Raw genomic sequence first — 18,353 nt, 5'->3', positions numbered from 1 at the left:
CCGTAGGTCGGGTAAGGTTAGCCGCCACCCGACAAAAAAACGGCACCGCGAGCACGGGTAAGGTGCCAGCGGTGCCATCCGGGACATACCCCGGCTCGCGCTACGCTTAGCCGTGTAGCCCCGGTAAGCGTAGCGCTACCGGGGACGCCTGCGATATCGAGGCGCTACAGCGTTTTCAGCATCCGTACTTCGCAGTCCACGTGGCCGGTGCAGCCCAGCGGCCCGTCAATGTGCTCGAAGCCAAGATGTTCATATAAGCCGATCGCCTCCGTCAGGAAGGCGGTGGTTTCCAGATAGCAGCGCTTAAACCCTTGTTCGCGGGCGTAGTCCAGCGCCAGCAGCGCCAGCTTCTTCGCCAGCCCCTGGCCGCGGGCGCTGGTCATAAAATACATTTTCTGCAGCTCGCAGATATCCGGCTCGCTGCAGGCGAGCGGCGCGACGCCGCCGCCGCCAACCACTTCCCCCTCTTGCTCCACCACCCAGTAGGCGGAGCCCGGCTGGCTGTACAGCTCATACAGCTCATCGAGATTCGGGTCGGCGACCGTATAGCCTTTATCGGCGGTCAGGCCATATTCAGCCGAGACCTGGCGGATGACCCTGGCGATGGCGGCATTGTCTGCCGCCGTAATGCGACGCAGCAACGTCGCCGCGGGGACGCTCGTATTCATACAATGACTCATTACCCAAAAAAGACGAATGATGATGTTAATAACATCGCGACAGGGGAAAGCGCAAGCGAGGATGTTTCATAAAAAACGCCCCATGCCGGGTGGCAAGGGGCGGGAGGATCATAGCGCGGCGATCACCGCCTGCTGCTCAATCAGCTTCGCTTTCGCTTCCGCGTAGCCTTCCAGCTTCTCGCGCTCTTTAGCGATAACTGCTTCCGGCGCGCGGGCGACAAAGCCTTCGTTGGCCAGCTTGCTCTCGATGCGGCCAATTTCACCTTCGATTTTGGCCACTTCTTTCGCCAGACGCGCCAGTTCATCTTCTTTATTGATGAGGCCCGCCATCGGGATCAGCAGCTCGGCGCCGTCGACAATCTTGGTCACCGAGACCGGACCTTTATCATCGGCAGGCAGCACGGTAATGCTTTCCAGACGCGCCAGATTCAGCAGGAAGCTGCGGTTGTCGTTCACGCGACGCTCGGCCTCTTTGCTGCAGCCGCGCAGCAGCAGTTCCAGCGGTTTGCCCGGAGCGATGTTCATTTCCGCACGGATGTTACGCACGGCGACGATCGCCTGCTTCAGCCATTCGGTGTCGGCCAGCGCCGCGTCGTCCACCTGAGAGGCATCGTACTGCGGGAACGGCTGCAGCATGATGGTGTCGGCGGTGATCCCGCAGATCGCTTTCACGCGCTGCCAGATGGTCTCGGTAATGAATGGAATGATCGGATGCGCCAGGCGCAGCAGACCTTCCAGCACGGTCACCAGAGTATGGCGAGTCCCGCGCAGCTCCGCTTCGTTGCCACCATTCATAACCGGCTTGGTCAGCTCCAGGTACCAGTCGCAGAACTGGTTCCAGGTGAACTCGTACAGGATGCCGGCGGCGATATCGAAGCGGAAGTTATCCAGCGCTTCGCGATATGCTTTCACGGTGTGGTTGAATTCCGCGATGATCCAGCGGTCGGCGAGGGAGAGCACCATTTCGCCGCCGTTGAAGCCGCAATCCTGATCTTCGGTGTTCATCAGCACGAAGCGGCTGGCGTTCCACAGCTTGTTACAGAAGTTACGGTAACCTTCCAGACGCTTCATATCCCAGTTGATGTCGCGGCCGGTAGAGGCCAGCGCCGCCAGGGTGAAGCGCAGGGCGTCGGTGCCGTGCGGCTCGATGCCGTTCGGGAACTGTTTCTCGGTACGCTTGCGGATTTTATCCGCCAGCTGCGGCTGCATCATGTTGCCGGTACGTTTTTCCAGCAGCTCCGGCAGGGTGATACCGTCAACCATATCCAGCGGGTCAATGACGTTACCCTTGGACTTGGACATCTTCTGGCCTTCGTCATCGCGGATCAGACCGGTCATGTAGACGGTCTTAAACGGTACCTGCGGCTTGCCATTTTCATCTTTGATGAAGTGCATGGTCATCATGATCATGCGGGCGATCCAGAAGAAGATGATGTCGAAGCCGGACACCATCACGCTGGTCGGGTGGAACTGACGCAGGGCGTCGGTGTTTTCCGGCCAGCCGAGGGTGGAGAAGGTCCACAGCGCGGAGGAGAACCAGGTATCGAGAACGTCTTCATCCTGACGCAGGGCAACGTCGGCGCTCAGGTTGTTTTCCTGACGCACTTCGTCTTCGCTACGGCCTACGTAGACGTTGCCGTCGTTGTCATACCATGCCGGGATGCGGTGACCCCACCACAGCTGACGGGAGATACACCAGTCCTGAATATCGCGCATCCAGGAGAAGTACATATTTTCGTACTGCTTCGGCACGAACTGAATGTCGCCGTTTTCAACGGCTTCGACTGCTGGCTTGGCCAGCACGTCCGCGCGCACGTACCACTGGTCGGTCAGCATCGGCTCGATCACCACGCCGCCGCGATCGCCGTAAGGGACGGTCAGGTCGTGCGGTTTGATCTCTTCCAGCAGGCCGAGGGCGTCAACCGCCGCAACAACGGCTTTACGCGCCGCGAAGCGTTCCAGTTTCTGGAACTCCGCCGGGATCTCGCTGGAGTAGACGTCGGATTCATTGCCTTTGGTGTCGTAGACTTCCGCGCTTTCGCGGATGTCGCCGTCAAAGGTGAGGATGTTGATCATCGGCAGCTGGTGACGACGACCCACTTCGTAGTCGTTAAAGTCGTGCGCCGGGGTGATCTTCACGCAGCCGGTGCCTTTTTCCATGTCGGCGTGTTCGTCGCCCACGATCGGGATGCGGCGGTTAACCAGCGGCAGCACCACGAATTTGCCAATCAGATCTTTGTAGCGCGGATCTTCCGGGTTAACGGCCACGCCGGTATCGCCCAAGAGGGTTTCCGGACGGGTGGTGGCGACCACCAGGTAATCTTTACCGTCAGCGGTTTTCGCGCCATCGGCCAGCGGGTAGCGGATGTGCCACATGGAACCTTTCGATTCGCGGTTTTCCACTTCGAGGTCGGAAATGGCGGTGCGCAGTTTCGGGTCCCAGTTAACCAGGCGTTTGCCGCGGTAGATCAGGTCTTCTTTGTACAGGCGAACAAAGACTTCTTTCACGGCATTGGAAAGCCCCTCGTCCATGGTGAAGCGCTCGCGCTCCCAGTCCACGGAGTTGCCGAGACGGCGCATCTGACGGGTAATGGTGCCGCCGGATTCCGCTTTCCACTGCCAGATTTTGTCGATAAAGGCGTCGCGGCCGTAGTCGTGGCGGGTTTTCCCTTCTTCAGCGGCAATCTTACGCTCAACCACCATCTGGGTAGCGATACCTGCGTGGTCGGTACCGGCCTGCCACAGGGTGTTTTTGCCCTGCATGCGCTGGTAGCGAATCATGGTATCCATGATGGTTTGCTGGAAGGCATGACCCATATGCAAACTGCCGGTGACGTTCGGCGGCGGGATCATGATGCAGAAGCTCTCCTGGCTTTCATCACCATTCGGTTTGAAATAGCCCTGCTTTTCCCAGTGCTCGTAAAGCGGCTGTTCGATATCTTGTGGGTTGTATGTCTTTTCCATTATTTCCAGGTTGCCGTGTTCAGGTTGAAACCAGCCATGCGGTACGCCTTATAGCGTTCGCGCGCCAGTTGTTTCAGATTGTCTTCGTAAGGGACAAAGTCTATCACTTCTGTGAAAGCGGTGGCAAAATCTGCAAAGTTTAGCCGCAGGCTGATAAGAATATCCCGCGGGCTGCTGTTGCGCTTTTGCGGCCAGGCAATCTCTACCGGCGCGCCGCCTCTCGGGCCTTCGCCCGCCAGATTATGCGGCACAAAGCTCTCCGGCGGCCGCGACCACAGCGCCTCGTCGAGGCGAATCGCCTGCTGTTCATCTTCGCAGGCGATCAGGACGCGCTTGCCGTTGCGCCAACGTTCTGCGGCAATGTCACACACCAGCTGCTCGACGGCGCTCAGGCCGTCGACGGTGGCGTCATTGTCCAGAAGATAGAACGTTGCGTTTTTCATATATGGGGCTTCTTGTTGTGGATTTAAATGCAAAGCCGGGCGGCGCTACGCTTACCCGGCCTACAGTGTGCTGCCGTTTGTAGGCCGGGTAAGGCATCGCCGCCACCCGGCATGTCACATCACTCTTCGCCGTTAAAACCCGCACGATTGAGCAGGAACTGCGACAGCAGCGCCACCGGACGACCGGTCGCGCCTTTGGCCTTACCGGAACGCCAGGCAGTACCGGCGATGTCGAGGTGCGCCCAGTTGTACTTGCGGGTGAAGCGCGACAGGAAACAGCCGGCGGTGATCGCGCCGCCAGGACGGCCGCCAATGTTCGCCATATCGGCAAAATTGGATTCCAGCTGGTCCTGGAACTCGTCGGCCAGCGGCAAACGCCATGCGCGGTCGCCCGCCAGTTCGGAGGCGCCGATCAGCTCATGGGCCAGCGGGTTATGGTTCGACATCAGGCCGGTGATGTGATGGCCGAGGGCAATCACGCAGGCCCCGGTCAGCGTCGCCACGTCGATAACCGCTTCCGGCTCGAAGCGCTCAACGTAGGTCAGGACGTCGCACAGCACCAGGCGGCCTTCGGCGTCGGTGTTCAGCACTTCCACCGTCTGGCCGGACATAGTGGTCAGGACGTCACCCGGACGATAGGCGCGGCCGCCAGGCATGTTTTCACAGCCCGCCAGCACGCCGATGACGTTCAGCGGCAGCTGCAGTTCGGCAACCATCCGCATCACGCCGTACACCGCCGCCGCGCCGCACATGTCGTACTTCATCTCGTCCATGCCTTCGGCAGGCTTGATGGAGATACCGCCGGAGTCGAAGGTCAGGCCTTTACCGACCAGCACGATAGGGCGCGCGTCCTCAGCCGGGTTGCCTTTATATTCGATGACCGACATCAGCGACTCGTTCTGCGACCCATTGCCGACGGCGAGGTAGGCGTTCATCCCCAGCTCGCGCATCTGCTGTTCGCCGATCACCCGGGTGATGACGTTTTTGCTGTAGGTATCGGCCAGCTGACGCGCCTGGGAAGCCAGATAGGCGGCGTTACAGATGTTCGGCGGCATATTGCCAAGATCTTTCGCCGCTTTGATGCCGGCGGCAATCGCCAGGCCATGCTGAATGGCGCGTTCGCCGCTGGTCAGCTCGCGACGGGTCGGCACGTTAAAGACCATTTTACGCAGCGGGCGACGCGGCTCGCTTTTGTTGGTCTTCAGCTGGTCGAAGCTGTACAGCGTCTCTTTGGCGGTTTCAACCGCCTGGCGAACTTTCCAGTAGTTGTTACGGCCTTTGACGTGCAGCTCGGTCAGGAAGCAGACGGCTTCCATTGAGCCGGTATCATTCAGGGTATTGATGGTTTTCTGGATGACCTGCTTATACTGACGCTCATCCAGCTCGCGCTCTTTGCCGCAGCCAATCAGCAGAATGCGCTCAGACAGAATGTTTGGCACATGGTGCAGCAATAACGTCTGGCCAGGTTTGCCTTCCAGCTCGCCGCGACGCAGCAGGGCGCTGATGTAGCCGTCGCTGATTTTATCGAGTTGTTCGGCGATGGGGGAGAGGCGACGTGGTTCAAAGACGCCGACCACGATACAGGCGCTCCGCTGCTTCTCCGGGCTACCGCTTTTTACACTGAACTCCATGCACTATGCTCCTGAATCTTAAAGACAACAGTGGTGGCTACGGCTATACTCGTCGCCTTTCAAGTTGCAGATGCGCCGGCTGCGCCTGCTTACCCTGACGTGGCACATTGTGCGCGCCAGGGGCCACAGCCCTGCTGCCTTCTTACAACTCGAAATCCATTGAGTATATAATTGCAAGCTTTCGTAACTCATATCCGCTGTTGCGGTGACTTCGTGTTAATCTTAACGTTATTAAGGCCTGGGTTCGTCAGAAAAGATCCTGACATGCAGAACCGATGAGTCATTTAATCTTAGCGACGTTTTCGACGACCAAAGAGAATAAATGACGTTTAAGCCATGAAACAAGCAATTTTCCTGCACTAAAACGGGTTTTTACGGGCGTATTTATAGTGATAATCATAAGATATCTGGTTCGTGAGACGCTGAAAAGCCAGTTGGCGATCCTATTCATCCTGTTACTGATTTTCTTTTGTCAGAAATTAGTCAGGATCCTCGGCGCCGCGGTGGATGGCGATATCCCAACCAATCTGGTGCTCTCGCTGTTGGGGCTCGGCATCCCGGAGATGGCGCAGCTTATCCTGCCGTTAAGTCTGTTCCTTGGCCTGCTGATGACCCTCGGCAAGCTGTACACCGAAAGTGAAATTACGGTGATGCACGCCTGCGGCCTGAGCAAAGCCGTGCTGATCAAGGCGGCGATGATCCTCGCGCTGTTCACCGGCGCGGTGGCGGCGGTCAACGTTATGTGGGCGGGGCCGTGGTCGTCGCGCCATCAGGACGAGGTGCTGGCCGAAGCTAAAGCCAACCCCGGTATGGCGGCGCTGGCCCAGGGCCAGTTCCAGCAGGCCAGCGATGGTAACGCGGTGATGTTTATCGAAAGCGTCAACGGCAACCGCTTCCATGACGTCTTCCTTGCCCAGCTGCGTCCGAAAGGCAATGCGCGCCCCTCGGTGGTGGTGGCGGATTCCGGCGAGCTGTCGCAGCAGAAAGACGGCTCGCAGGTGGTGACCCTCAACAAGGGCACCCGCTTTGAAGGCACCGCGATGCTGCGCGACTTCCGCATTACCGACTTCAATAACTATCAGGCTATTATCGGCCACCAGGCGGTGAGCGCCGATCCGGACGACACCGAACAGATGGATATGCGCACCTTGTGGAAAACCCACACCGACCGCGCGCGCGCCGAACTGCACTGGCGCTTCACGCTGGTGGCGACCGTCTTCATTATGGCGCTGATGGTGGTGCCGCTCAGCGTGGTGAACCCGCGTCAGGGCCGCGTGCTGTCGATGCTGCCGGCGATGCTGCTTTACCTGGTGTTCTTCCTGCTGCAAACGTCGATTAAGTCGAACGGCGGCAAAGGCAAAATGGACCCGGCTATCTGGATGTGGGCGATTAACCTGCTCTATTTTGCGCTGGCGGTGCTGTTAAACCTGTGGGACACGGTGCCGATGCGCCGCTTCCGCGCCCGTTTTAATAAAGGAGCGGCCTGATGCAGGCGTTTGGCGTACTTGACCGTTATATCGGTAAGACGATTTTCAACACCATCATGATGACCCTGTTCATGCTGGTGTCGCTCTCCGGCATTATCAAGTTTGTCGATCAGCTGAAAAAGTCCGGGCAGGGCAGCTACGATGCGCTGGGCGCTGGTCTCTACACCATCCTCAGCGTGCCGAAGGATATCCAGATCTTCTTCCCGATGGCGGCGCTGCTTGGCGCGCTGCTGGGGCTGGGGATGCTGGCCCAGCGCAGCGAACTGGTGGTGATGCAGGCATCCGGTTTCACCCGGCTGCAGGTAGCGCTGGCGGTAATGAAAACCGCGATCCCGCTGGTGCTGCTGACCATGGCCATCGGCGAGTGGGTGGCGCCGCAGGGCGAACAGATGGCGCGCAACTACCGTGCCCAGCAGATGTACGGCGGCTCGCTGCTCTCAACCCAGCAGGGGCTGTGGGCGAAAGATGGCCACAACTTTGTCTATATCGAACGCGTAAAAGGCAACGATGAGCTGGGGGGCGTCAGCATCTATGCCTTCAACCCGGAGCGTCGTTTACAGTCGGTGCGCTATGCCGCTTCGGCAAAATTCGATAGCGAAAATAAAGTGTGGCGTCTGTCGCAGGTGGATGAATCCGACCTGACCGATCCAAAGCAGGTGACCGGCTCGCAGATGGTGAGCGGCACCTGGAAAACCAACCTGACGCCGGACAAACTGGGCGTGGTTGCCCTGGATCCGGATGCGCTGTCGATCAGCGGGCTGCACAACTATGTGAAATACCTGAAGTCCAGCGGCCAGGATCCGGGACGCTACCAGCTCAATATGTGGAGCAAAATCTTCCAGCCGTTGTCGGTGGCGGTGATGATGCTGATGGCGCTGTCGTTTATCTTTGGCCCGCTGCGTAGCGTGCCGATGGGCGTCCGGGTGGTGACGGGGATTAGCTTCGGCTTTATCTTCTATGTCCTCGACCAGATTTTCGGCCCGCTGACCCTGGTCTACGGCATACCGCCGATCATCGGCGCGCTGTTGCCGAGCGCCAGCTTCTTCCTGATAAGCCTCTGGCTGATGATGCGCAAGGCCTAGCGGGTAAGCCTGAAACGTAAGCCCCCTCAGCGATGAGGGGGCTTTTTTTTAGCGCTTGCGTCCGCCCAGCAGGCTGCCCAGCATGCCGCGGACGATCTGATTGGTGACCTGGCGAACCGCGCTTTTCGCTGCGGTCTGCACGATACCGTCGCGTTTTCCGCCGCGCGGGCCGGTGCTGCCGAACAGGATATCTTTCAGGCCGCCAAGCAGCCCGTCGTCATCGCCGTTCTGCTGGCCCTTCGCCGGCGGAGCCGACTGCTGCCCGGTGGCGACCTGCACCCCTTGCTGCAGCATTTCGAAAGCCGACTCGCGGTCCACCTCCTCCTCATACTTACCGTACAGCGGCGAGTGGTTCAGCAGACCATTGCGCTCGTCATCGCTGACCGGCCCCATTCGCGAGCAGGGGGCGATAACCATCGCCCGCTCGACCACCGACGGGCTGCCTTTCTCATCGAGGAAGGAGATCAGCGCCTCGCCGGTGCCCAGCTCCTGGATCGCCTGCTCGGTACTGAAGGCCGGGTTGGCGCGCATGGTCTGGGCGGCGGTTTTCACCGCCTTCTGGTCCTTCGGCGTAAAGGCGCGCAGGGCATGCTGCACGCGGTTGCCCAGCTGGCCGAGCACGGCGTCGGGAATATCCGCCGGGTTCTGCGAGACAAAGTAGACGCCGACGCCCTTGGAGCGGATAAGGCGGATCACCTGTTCAATTTTATCTAGCAGCACCTGCGGCGCGTCGTTGAACAGCAGATGCGCCTCATCGAAGAAGAACACCAGCTTCGGTTTATCGAGGTCGCCGGCTTCCGGCAGGCGCTCGTAGAGCTCGGAGAGCATCCACAGCAGGCTGGCGGCGTACAGCTTCGGCATCTGGTAGAGCTTTTCGGCGCTAAGGATATTGATCACCCCTTTACCGCTGGCATCGACGCGCATCCAGTCGGCAATATCCAGCATCGGCTCGCCGAAGAAGTGCTCGGCGCCCTGTTGCTCCAGGGTCAACAGCCCGCGCTGGATGGCGCCGATAGAGGCGCTGTTAATATTGCCGTACTGGTTCTGGAAAGACTTGGCGTTATCGCCGATAAACTGGGTGATTGCGCGGAGGTCTTTGAAGTCGAGCAGCAGCAGGCCGCGGTCGTCCGCGATGCGGAAAATAATGTTCAGTACGCCGCTCTGCACCTCGTTGAGATTGAGCAGGCGCGCCAGCAGCAGGGGGCCGAGATCGGAGACCGTCGCCCGCACCGGGTGGCCCTTCTCGCCAAAGATATCCCAGAGCACCACCGGGTTGGCGTGCGGCTCCCAGTCGCTGACGCCGATCTTCTCCAGCCGCGCCTGCAGTTTCTCTGAGCTCTGCCCCGCGGCGGCAATGCCGGTCAGGTCGCCCTTGACGTCGGCCATAAATACCGGCACGCCAATCTCCGAGAACGACTCAGCCAGCTTCTGCAGGGTGACGGTTTTACCGGTGCCGGTCGCACCGGTGATAAGCCCATGGCGGTTGGCCATCGCGGGCAGTAAATAGAGCGCGTTATCCAGCGTGCGCGCAATCAACAGGGGTGAGCTCATGGTCGATTCCTCCATTTATCCTGCGACGATTATAGGCAACCTCGTCGTCCGGCGTTGGGAAAATCGTCACGCGCCGCGCACGCTGTACCGTGAGGGTCTCAGGCGCAGTGGCGCTGGATGAGCGCGATGCTCTGCTCAATTTCGCGCTCGATATCCGCTTCGCTCCATTGCGCCAGCTCGGGGGCGAAGGGCTCAAAAGCGTACACCCCCTGATAGCCGCGGGCTTCCAGCGCTTTAACCTGCTCGCAGGTGCCGAGACGATCCTGCGGGGTTAGCATGATGCGCTCGGCATCGGTGAGCTGCTCGCGCGGACGGCTATCGTCCACTCCTGAAAGGTGCACCAGCCCGATATCCGCCACCTCTACCTGGCTGAACTCGTCCGCCGCCTGCGGGTAAAGATGGTGATGGAAGGTGTCGATCAGCAGCTTAAACGGCACGCGGGCGTCGTGGATCAGCGTCTGCGCCTGGTGCGCAGAACGCAGCGAGCTTTGCGGGAAGCCCAGCGGCTCCACCAGGCCGTGGATGCCATAGAAGGCGAACAGCGGCGCCAGGTCGCGTAGGGCGCCCAGGGTTTCGCTGGCCGGCACCTCGCTGCCGTCGTTGAGCGGACAGAGCACCAGCGATTTGGCGCCGATGGCCTGGGCCTCTTTCAGCAGCGATTCGGTCAACTGCCGCACTTCTTCGCTACGACGGTTAAAGGGGTAGACCGCGTTAATCGTCAGGATCTCGATGTGGTAGCGCGCCGCCAGCTCGCGCACCTGCTGATGGCTCAGATCGTCGGTCACTTTTCCACTGGGTAAATCGTTGCGCAGCTCGACCTTATTCAGGCCCAGACGGTTCACCAGACGGAAAAACGCTTCAATGCTGAGCGCTGGCGCGATTTTGCGGTTAATACAAAAACGTTGCATTGCGATGGCCATAGGACACTCCTGACGGAAGAGGGGTAGGTTCGTTCAATTGGCTAACAGTCAAAACGTTTATTCCAAAATTAGCAAGAATGGAAATGATGAATGTTTGAGCTGTCTCGCAAAATATCACCGGCACCGACTACCGGCGCGACAGCGGCGGGAAGCCTGGCGTCGAGGGCAACGAGGCGCGATGCGGGAAGCGCACAGGCGACCGGTTAGCGCAAAATGCGACTGTTATCACCAAAATGAAATTTCATTTCACAACAATGTTGAAATATAAATTTCATTTTACTACGGTTATAGCACAGCAGAATCAGCGACGGGCCGGTGTGCGCTGGCCCCCTTCACTATGAGGCGAGAACATGACGATCACAGGAAACTTTATTGGCGGGAAAACCGTTATCAGCAGCAGCAACGAAACGATGCCGGTGTACGACCCGGCGACGGGCAAAGCGGTGCGCGAAGTCACGGTGTCAACCGCGCAGGAAGTCTCCGAGGCGATTCAGGTTGCTCGCGATGCGTTTGACAGTTGGTCCCGTACCACGCCGCTGCGCCGCGCCCGCGTGCTGTTCAACTTTAAAATGTTGCTGGAGCAGCACGTGGAAGAGCTGGCGGGGATCATCGTCAGCGAGCACGGTAAGGTGTGGTCGGATGCGCTGGGCGAGCTGACCCGCGGTATGGAAGTGGTCGAATTCGCCTGCGGGATCCCGCACCTGATTAAAGGCGAATACTCCTCTGACGTCGGCACCGGCGTCGACAGCTACTCGCTGATGCAGCCCCTGGGCGTGGTGGCAGGGATCACCCCGTTTAACTTCCCGGCGATGGTGCCGATGTGGATGTTCCCGCTGGCGCTGGCCTGCGGCAACAGTTTCGTCCTCAAGCCGCCCGCGCTGGCGCCGACGGCCGCTGTGCGTCTGGCAGAGCTGTTAAAAGAGGCTGGTCTGCCGGACGGCGTGTTTAACGTCGTGCACTGCAGCAATGAAGATGCTGAGCAGCTGTACACTGACCCGCGTATTGCGGCGGTGAGCTTCGTCGGCTCCTCCGGCGTGGCGGAGTATATCTATAAGACCGCCAGCGCCCACGGCAAGCGCGTGCAGGCCTTCGGCGCCGCCAAAAACCACGCGATTGTGATGCCGGATGCCGATCTCGACGCTACCGTTAACGCCATTATGGGCGGCGCTTTTGGCTCCGCAGGCGAGCGCTGCATGGCGCTGCCGGTGGTGGTGGCGGTGGGAGATGAAACCGCCGACAAACTGATCGCCCGCCTGAAGCCGCTGGTGGAAGCGCTGAAAGTAGGTCCGGGCTGCATGCGTGGCCAGGAAGAGAACGAGATGGGACCGGTGGTGTCTGATACCCATCAGAAAAAAGTGCTCGGCTATATTGATAAAGGCGAAAGCGAAGGGGCAAAACTGGTGGTCGATGGCCGCAAACTGCGCGTGCCGGGTTACGACGCGGGCTACTATGTCGGCGGCACCCTTTTCGATCACGTCACCCCGGAGATGACCATCTGGCGCGAAGAGATCTTTGGCCCGGTGCTGGGGATTGTGCGCGCGGCGGACTATGACAGCGCCCTTGAGCTGGTCAACAGCCACGAGTTTGGCAACGGCAGCGCCGTTTTCACCAGCAACGGCCACACCGCGCGTGAATTCGTCCACGACGTGCAGGCGGGGATGGTCGGGGTGAACGTGCCGGTCCCGGTGCCGATGGCGTTCCACAGCTTCGGCGGCTGGAAGCGCTCGGTGTTTGGCGCGTTGAACGTCCACGGGCCGGACGGCGTGCGCTTCTACACGCGTATGAAGACCGCCACCGTACGCTGGCCGGCAGGGCAGCAGACCGTATCTGAATTCAGCATGCCGACGTTAGGTTAATCGGCGAAGGAGAGCGCCATGTCGTTACTGGCTAAATCGCGAAAAGAGGGACAGATCCAGCATATTACGCCGCAAAGCGCCGGTTGGCGCTATATCGGCTTTGATGTCTGGATGTTGAAAAAAGGGCAGACCGTGACGCTGGAGAGCGGCGATCGCGAGCTGTGCCTGGTGCTGGTCGCCGGGCTGGCGTCGGTGAAAACGCAACATGCCGATTTCCCGAATCTCGGTAAACGGATGTCGCCGTTTGAACGCACCCCGCCGTGGTCGGTCTACGTCCCGCCGCAGGATAAAGTTGAGGTGACCGCCGATTCCGATCTGGAGCTGGCAGTATGCAGCGCGCCGGGCAAAGGCAGCTTCCCGGCACGCCTCATTCGGCCGGAAGACGTCGGGGTAGAGCACCGTGGGAAAGGGCGCAATCAGCGCCGGGTGCATAATATTCTGCCGGACAGCGCCGAGGCGGACTGCCTGCTGGTGGTGGAAGTCTACACCGACGAGGGGGCCACCAGCTCGTGGCCGTCGCATAAGCATGATACCGCCCAGCCGGGCAAAGAGACGCAGCTGGAAGAAACCTACTATCACCGCTTCGATCCGCCGCAGGGCTTTGCCTTCCAGCGGGTCTACACCGACGACCGCAGCCTGGACGCCTGTATGGCGCCCTACAACCACGATGTGGTGATGGTGCCGCGCGGTTACCATCCGGTGGCGGCGATTGCCGGTTACGATAGCTACTATCTGAACGTGATGGCCGGGCCGGACCGGAAATGGTTGTTTACCTGGGAAGATGACCACGCCTGGATCAACACGCCGGAGTACCCGCGCCACGACTGATGCGCGGTGCAGAAGCGGATAAAGAAGGCCGGTTAGCGATGCTAACCGGCCTTCCTGTTTGAGGGCGGCGGGTGTTTTTTCGCGAAACGCTCCGCGGAATCCCTCTCCCCGACCCGGCAAGCGCAGCGCCGCCGGGGAGGAACCTCCGGCACTGTACCCGCCTTTGTGCCGGATGGCGGCACAAATGCCTTATCCGGCCTACGGCATCCTCCCGTAAGCTCCTATACCGTCGGCCCGGCAAGCGCAGCGCCGCCGGGCGATGACTACAGGCACGGTGCTGCTTTTATGCCGGGCGGCGGCTCACGCCTTGCCCGGCATACGGTTCGTGCGACCTGCCGTTAATTTATTCACCATTGTTGCTGAAACTGCCGGTGCTGACGGCCTCAAAATCGCTGAGACGTTCCCGGAAGGCCGGGGCAGCCCGCATGGATGCGGGCTGAGGGCCGTGTTTTGCACGGATGCTGCCTCGGCCCGACCCGAAGCCTGCAGGGATAAGTCGAAGGGACCGCGTAGCGGCGATTTTGCTGGCCGGAGCCCGGGGGTACAAGGGGCGGCGGCGACTGGCCGCCCCCTGTGCGCTCCCTGCGCCATGACAGGCATAACGCAGACGATTAACCGGGAGCGCAATGTGCGCTGAAATCACATGCGACAAACGCTTTACCCGGATTAATAAAGTTGCATACCAATAACATTATCTCCGGCACCCCGCAGGCGCATATACCCCAGGCCCGGCAAGCGCAGCGCCGCCGGGCGATGACCACAGGCACGGCGCTGCTTTTATGCCGGGCGGCGGCTCATGCCTTGCCCGGCATACGGTTCGTGCGACCTGTCGTTAATTTATTCACCATTGTTGCTGAAACTGCCGGTGCTGACGGCCTCAAAATCGCTGAGACGTTCCCGGAAGGCCGGGGCAGCCCGCATGGATGCGGGCTGAGGGCCGTGTTTTGCACGGATGCTGCCTCGGCCCGACCCGAAGCCTGCAGGGATAAGTCGAAGGGACCGCGTAGCGGCGATTTTGCTGGCCGGAGCCCGGGGGTACAGGGGGCGGCGGCGACTGGCCGCCCCCTGTGCGCTCCCTGCGCCATGCCAGGCATAACGTAGACGATTAACCGGGAGCGCAATGTGCGCTGAAATCACATGCGACAAACGCTTTACCCGGATTAATAGAGTTGCATACCAATAACATTATCTCCGGCACCCCGCAGGCGCATATACCCCAGGCCCGGCAAGCGCAGCGCCGCCGGGGAGGACACCACCGGCGCCATACCTGCCTTTGTGCCGGATGGCGGCTTCGCCTTATCCGGCCTACGGGAGCCTCCCGTAAGCTCCTATACCGTAAGCCTGGCAAGCGCAGCGCCGCCGGGCAGGACACCGCAGACACCATACCCGCCTTTGTGCCGGATGGCGCTACGCTTATCCGGCCTACGGCATCCTTCCGTAAGCCTATACTGCGCCGCCGAGTAACAAACGCCAGGCAGCCTATCTCACGCCTTCTGCTTGGCCTCGGACTCCTGGCTGCTGTTCAGCGCCAGCGAAACCGCCAGCGTCTGGGCCAGACACAGGGAAGCAACCTGCGAGCGGAAGCCATCCACCTGCGCTTCACGCACCACAAAGCAGACATCGCTGAAAGCCGCCAGCGGGCTGACCTGGCTGTCGGTAATGGCGATCTGCCGCGCTTTGCGCTGCGCGCCCAGCTCCACCAGCTCGACCACTTCCCGGGCGTACGGCGAGAAGCTCACCGCCACTACCACGTCTTTCGGACCGACCAGGCTCAGCTGCTCGGTGAACATGCCGCCGAGGCCGTCGATCAGAAAGGCTTTGCGATCGAGGTGACGCAGCGCATAGGTCAGATAGGAGGCGACGCTGAACGACCGGCGCAGACCAATGACGTAAATATTTTCCGCCTCGCCCAGCAGGGCCACCGCGCGCTCCAGATCATCGCTGGAGGTCTGCATCGCCAGCTGCTGCAGCGCCTGGTTGTTCACCATCGTGAACATATTGAGGATTTCCGTTGGCGTTTCCGGCGGGCTGGACTCATCGCTGGTGGTCTGGCGGAACAGACGGGCGCGCTCGGTATAGTTGGCGGTCTCTTCCATCAAATGTTGCTTGAACATCTGTTTCATTTCGTTAAAGCCGCTGAAGCCGAAGGCGTTGGCAAAACGAATCAACGTGGAAGGGGGAACATCCGCCTGTTGCGCAATGGAGGCCACGGTATCGAAAGCCACGCTATTGCTGTTATCAAGGATATAGCGGGCGACCTGTTTCAGGCGTTTGCTTAACGTATCGTAGCGACGCCTGATTTCATCCTGCAGGATGGTCAGCTGTGTTGGGTTATTGGCCATAAAGTGCGCTCTGAGAAAATGGAAGGAATATGGCTTCCAGTGTACCAAATGAAGCGAATTTTTCATTTATTGCGACGAAATACGCGATTCATTTCACGAAGAAACAGAAAAACGCCCGCTCCGCAAGGTGACGGAGACGGGCGTCGGGGGATCAGCGGCGGGCTTCGCGCCAGTAGCCAATAAGCGTCAGGTAGTTGCGTTTCACTTCCTCTATCAGGGCCTCATCGCTGAGCTCACCCTGCATCCAGCGCCGCGACGGCTGGCCAAAGATGGTGCGCCCGACGGCGAAACCTTTGATCATCGGGTGTGCGGCCGCCTCGGCGAAACCGGCGCGCAGTTTGTCGGAAGGCGCATCAAGCCCGAGGATCAGGATCCCGCGGCTCCACGGATCTTCGCGCTCGATGAGGGCGGTGATCTGCTGCCAGCTGGCGCTGGAGAGCGGCGGCAGCTTCCACCAGTCCGGTTTGATCCCCAGCTGATAAAAGTGTTCCAGCATAGTGTGGTAATGGCGCTCGTCTTTGTCCGGGCCATTTTCCGGCAGGATCACCTCCAGCAGCAGTTCATGGCCTGACTTGTTACAGGCCTGCCAGACCTCGAGCAGCAGGGCATCCTGCTCTGCACGCAGCGCCGCCGGGTCGTCCGGGTGATAGAAGACCAGGCATTTGACGACATGCTCCAGCGGCCAGTCGATCAGCTGCGAGCCGATGTTGCCATGCTCCAGACGCAGCGGTCGCGAGCTGGGCAGTTCGATAGGGCGGCCGATCCACCAGCCCTTGCCGGTAATGGCGTTGAGCGCACGCTGGCCGTAGGTACCGTCGGCCAGAATGCCGCTGCGCTGATCGAGACCTGCCTCCTGCGCCGCCGCTTCGGCCGCGGCCAACAACAGCAGCTTGAGCTGCGGAATGCAGGCTTCGTCACGCCCGGTCTCCCGCGCCAGATCGGCCAGCTGTTTGCGATGGTCAAAGGCGAAAATGCACAGCTCCGGCCACTGCTGACGGCGGCTGGTGACCCGGTGTAGGTGGTTGAGGCGCTCGTCGACGTCCGGGCGCGGCACCGATTCGGCGCGCTGCAGGTAGTCATCGAGTTCGACTTTGGTCGGCATCGCCGGCGCGCAGCCGTGGCGGGAGACCACCAGCGCCCCGCAGGCGTTGGCGTAACGGCAAGCCTGCTCCCAGCCTTCGTCGTTGAGCCAGCCGCGCAGCAGACCCGACATAAAGGCATCTCCGGCGCCCAGCACGTTGAGAACCTCCACGCGCACGCCCTGCTGCAGCGGCACCTGGTCCCAGCTGTCCGGGATGTCGCCTTCCAGCACCACGCAGCCCATCGGCCCGCGCTTGCAGACGAGAGTGGCTTTGGTGGCATTGCGCACATTTTTCAGCGCGGTCAGGGTATCGGTGCTGCCCCCGGCAATATGAAACTCTTCTTCGGTTCCCACCACCAGATCGAACAGATGCAGCACTTCCTGCAGCTGGCTGGTGACCGGTCCGGACTCAATGAAACGGGTTTCGCCATCGCCGAGCGAGGTGAGCCCCCACAGCACCGGACGGTAATCGATATCCAGCGCGGTACGCAGGCCGTGACGGCGGGCGTACTCCAGCGCCTTCAGCACCGCGGCGCGGGTGTTGGCGTGCGACAGGTGGGTGCCAGTCACCGCCAGCGCCCGGGAGGAGGCAATATACTCCTCGCTAATGTCGTCAGGCGTTAAGGCCATATCGGCGCAGTTATCGCGGTAGAAAATCAGGGGGAAGGTCTCCTGATCCTTAATCCCCAGCATCACCAGCGCGGTCAGGCGAGATTTGTCGGTAATCAGATACTCGGTATCCACCCCGGCGCGGTTGAGCGTTTCGCGCAGGAAACGGCCGTTGTGTTCATCGCCAACGCGCGCCAGCATGGCCGATTTCAGCCCCTGAATCGCGGTGCCAAAGGCCACGTTGCCGGAGGAGCCGCCGAGATATTTCGCGAAACTGGCAACGTCTTCTAGCCGCGAACCAATCTGCTGGGCATAGAGGTCGACGGCCACCCGACCTATACAGATGACGTCGAGCCGCTTTACTGCTGCATTCATAGCTAGGATTTCCTTTTTGGTGTCTGCTGCCTGGAAGGGTCGGGATCCCGACGTCGACTCCGTGAACAGCCTGAGGGTTATTGGTTACCCTTAGTTTGAGAAATAAATATTTCATTTGCAAACTCGTTCGAAATTAAAAAACCAAAAGTGTGAGGGATCTACCACTCTGCCGCACTGAGCCTCGCGCGAGCGCGGATCGCCCCCTCTGTCGACCCGGGGGAAAATGAAACGCCAAATGGCATCCATTTACCTATGATTTTTAAGGGGATATTTCCGTCTGGAGCGGCAAAAAAGGGCCTGAAAACGTGTCTGGAATGTAAGTGAAACGTATGAAATGGGTAGAGAGTTTGATCCTTCTCGCAAAATGAAATATTTCTTCTGTATTTGTATTTAATGAAAAAAATGTTTGCCTATAATCCACAGGTATTCCAGTGACGTGAACGACGGCCCCGGCGGCATCGGCGCGACGCCACACACAAATACTGAACAATAAGGATTGTGCAT

12 protein-coding genes are annotated in these 18,353 nt (G+C 60.0%); 4 read left to right on the top strand and 8 right to left on the bottom strand.

From position 1 onward, the window contains the following. Positions 1–164: 164 nt before the first annotated feature. From AB1E37_RS22695 to pepA, 4 genes are all read right to left on the bottom strand, one after another. A complete protein-coding gene (locus AB1E37_RS22695) occupies positions 165–668 on the bottom strand; it encodes a GNAT family N-acetyltransferase (RefSeq protein WP_004152275.1) in 504 nt (167 codons plus the stop codon). Positions 669–788: 120 nt separating this feature from the next. Beyond that, positions 789–3,644, bottom strand: coding sequence for a valine--tRNA ligase (locus AB1E37_RS22690; protein WP_004192363.1), 2,856 nt, complete (start codon positions 3,642–3,644; stop codon positions 789–791). Continuing rightward, a complete protein-coding gene (holC, locus tag AB1E37_RS22685) occupies positions 3,644–4,087 on the bottom strand; it encodes a DNA polymerase III subunit chi (RefSeq protein WP_002886953.1) in 444 nt (147 codons plus the stop codon). The genes AB1E37_RS22690 and holC overlap by 1 nt, the downstream gene beginning before the upstream one ends. A 119-nt stretch (positions 4,088–4,206) precedes the next feature. After that, the gene (gene pepA / locus AB1E37_RS22680) at positions 4,207–5,718 is read right to left on the bottom strand and encodes a leucyl aminopeptidase (RefSeq protein WP_002886954.1); all 1,512 of its coding nucleotides are present in this window, start codon (positions 5,716–5,718) and stop codon (positions 4,207–4,209) included. Positions 5,719–6,107: 389 nt separating this feature from the next. Between pepA and lptF the strand changes: the two genes are divergently transcribed. Beyond that, the gene (gene lptF / locus AB1E37_RS22675) at positions 6,108–7,205 is read left to right on the top strand and encodes an LPS export ABC transporter permease LptF (RefSeq protein WP_002886955.1); all 1,098 of its coding nucleotides are present in this window, start codon (positions 6,108–6,110) and stop codon (positions 7,203–7,205) included. Continuing rightward, positions 7,205–8,287, top strand: coding sequence for an LPS export ABC transporter permease LptG (gene lptG, locus AB1E37_RS22670; protein WP_002886956.1), 1,083 nt, complete (start codon positions 7,205–7,207; stop codon positions 8,285–8,287). The genes lptF and lptG overlap by 1 nt, the downstream gene beginning before the upstream one ends. Before the next feature lie 48 nt (positions 8,288–8,335). Here lptG and AB1E37_RS22665 read toward each other — a convergent pair whose 3' ends face one another. Continuing rightward, a complete protein-coding gene (locus tag AB1E37_RS22665) occupies positions 8,336–9,838 on the bottom strand; it encodes a helicase HerA-like C-terminal domain-containing protein (protein WP_002886957.1) in 1,503 nt (500 codons plus the stop codon). A 98-nt stretch (positions 9,839–9,936) separates the two neighbouring features. Continuing rightward, the gene (locus tag AB1E37_RS22660; RefSeq protein ID WP_004178392.1) at positions 9,937–10,758 is read right to left on the bottom strand and encodes a TIM barrel protein; all 822 of its coding nucleotides are present in this window, start codon (positions 10,756–10,758) and stop codon (positions 9,937–9,939) included. Positions 10,759–11,108: 350 nt separating this feature from the next. Between AB1E37_RS22660 and AB1E37_RS22655 the strand changes: the two genes are divergently transcribed. Both AB1E37_RS22655 and iolB read left to right on the top strand, forming a co-directional pair. Next, positions 11,109–12,614, top strand: coding sequence for a CoA-acylating methylmalonate-semialdehyde dehydrogenase (locus AB1E37_RS22655; RefSeq protein ID WP_004146794.1), 1,506 nt, complete (start codon positions 11,109–11,111; stop codon positions 12,612–12,614). Positions 12,615–12,632: 18 nt separating this feature from the next. Continuing rightward, a complete protein-coding gene (gene iolB, locus AB1E37_RS22650; protein WP_004177654.1) occupies positions 12,633–13,442 on the top strand; it encodes a 5-deoxy-glucuronate isomerase in 810 nt (269 codons plus the stop codon). Between the two features lie 1,484 nt (positions 13,443–14,926). Here the strand turns inward: iolB and AB1E37_RS22645 are convergent. After that, a complete protein-coding gene (locus tag AB1E37_RS22645) occupies positions 14,927–15,784 on the bottom strand; it encodes a MurR/RpiR family transcriptional regulator (RefSeq protein WP_004152190.1) in 858 nt (285 codons plus the stop codon). A gap of 151 nt (positions 15,785–15,935) precedes the next feature. Further along, positions 15,936–17,849: a 5-dehydro-2-deoxygluconokinase gene (gene iolC, locus AB1E37_RS22640; RefSeq protein ID WP_004146797.1), complete on the bottom strand. Its 1,914-nt coding sequence runs from the start codon at positions 17,847–17,849 to the stop codon at positions 15,936–15,938. Positions 17,850–18,353 lie beyond the last annotated feature (504 nt).

It is taken from the genome of Klebsiella sp. Shm-1, assembly GCF_040804525.1.
Taxonomy (GTDB): Bacteria; Pseudomonadota; Gammaproteobacteria; order Enterobacterales; family Enterobacteriaceae; genus Klebsiella; species Klebsiella pneumoniae.
The sequence above is the reverse complement of the archived record's forward strand: the minus strand, read 5'-3'. Positions and strand labels throughout refer to the sequence as shown.

Excerpts from the sequence above, each read along its gene's own strand:
- AB1E37_RS22665 (WP_002886957.1), bottom strand. The coding sequence starts at position 9,838 with ATGAGCTCACCCCTGTTGATTGCGCGCACGCTGGATAACGCGCTCTAT.
- iolC (WP_004146797.1), bottom strand. The coding sequence starts at position 17,849 with ATGAATGCAGCAGTAAAGCGGCTCGACGTCATCTGTATAGGTCGGGTG.
- iolB (WP_004177654.1), top strand. The coding sequence starts at position 12,633 with ATGTCGTTACTGGCTAAATCGCGAAAAGAGGGACAGATCCAGCATATT.
- pepA (WP_002886954.1), bottom strand. The coding sequence starts at position 5,718 with ATGGAGTTCAGTGTAAAAAGCGGTAGCCCGGAGAAGCAGCGGAGCGCC.
- AB1E37_RS22645 (WP_004152190.1), bottom strand. The coding sequence starts at position 15,784 with ATGGCCAATAACCCAACACAGCTGACCATCCTGCAGGATGAAATCAGG.
- AB1E37_RS22660 (WP_004178392.1), bottom strand. The coding sequence starts at position 10,758 with ATGGCCATCGCAATGCAACGTTTTTGTATTAACCGCAAAATCGCGCCA.
- AB1E37_RS22655 (WP_004146794.1), top strand. The coding sequence starts at position 11,109 with ATGACGATCACAGGAAACTTTATTGGCGGGAAAACCGTTATCAGCAGC.
- lptG (WP_002886956.1), top strand. The coding sequence starts at position 7,205 with ATGCAGGCGTTTGGCGTACTTGACCGTTATATCGGTAAGACGATTTTC.
- holC (WP_002886953.1), bottom strand. The coding sequence starts at position 4,087 with ATGAAAAACGCAACGTTCTATCTTCTGGACAATGACGCCACCGTCGAC.
- AB1E37_RS22695 (WP_004152275.1), bottom strand. The coding sequence starts at position 668 with ATGAATACGAGCGTCCCCGCGGCGACGTTGCTGCGTCGCATTACGGCG.
- AB1E37_RS22690 (WP_004192363.1), bottom strand. The coding sequence starts at position 3,644 with ATGGAAAAGACATACAACCCACAAGATATCGAACAGCCGCTTTACGAG.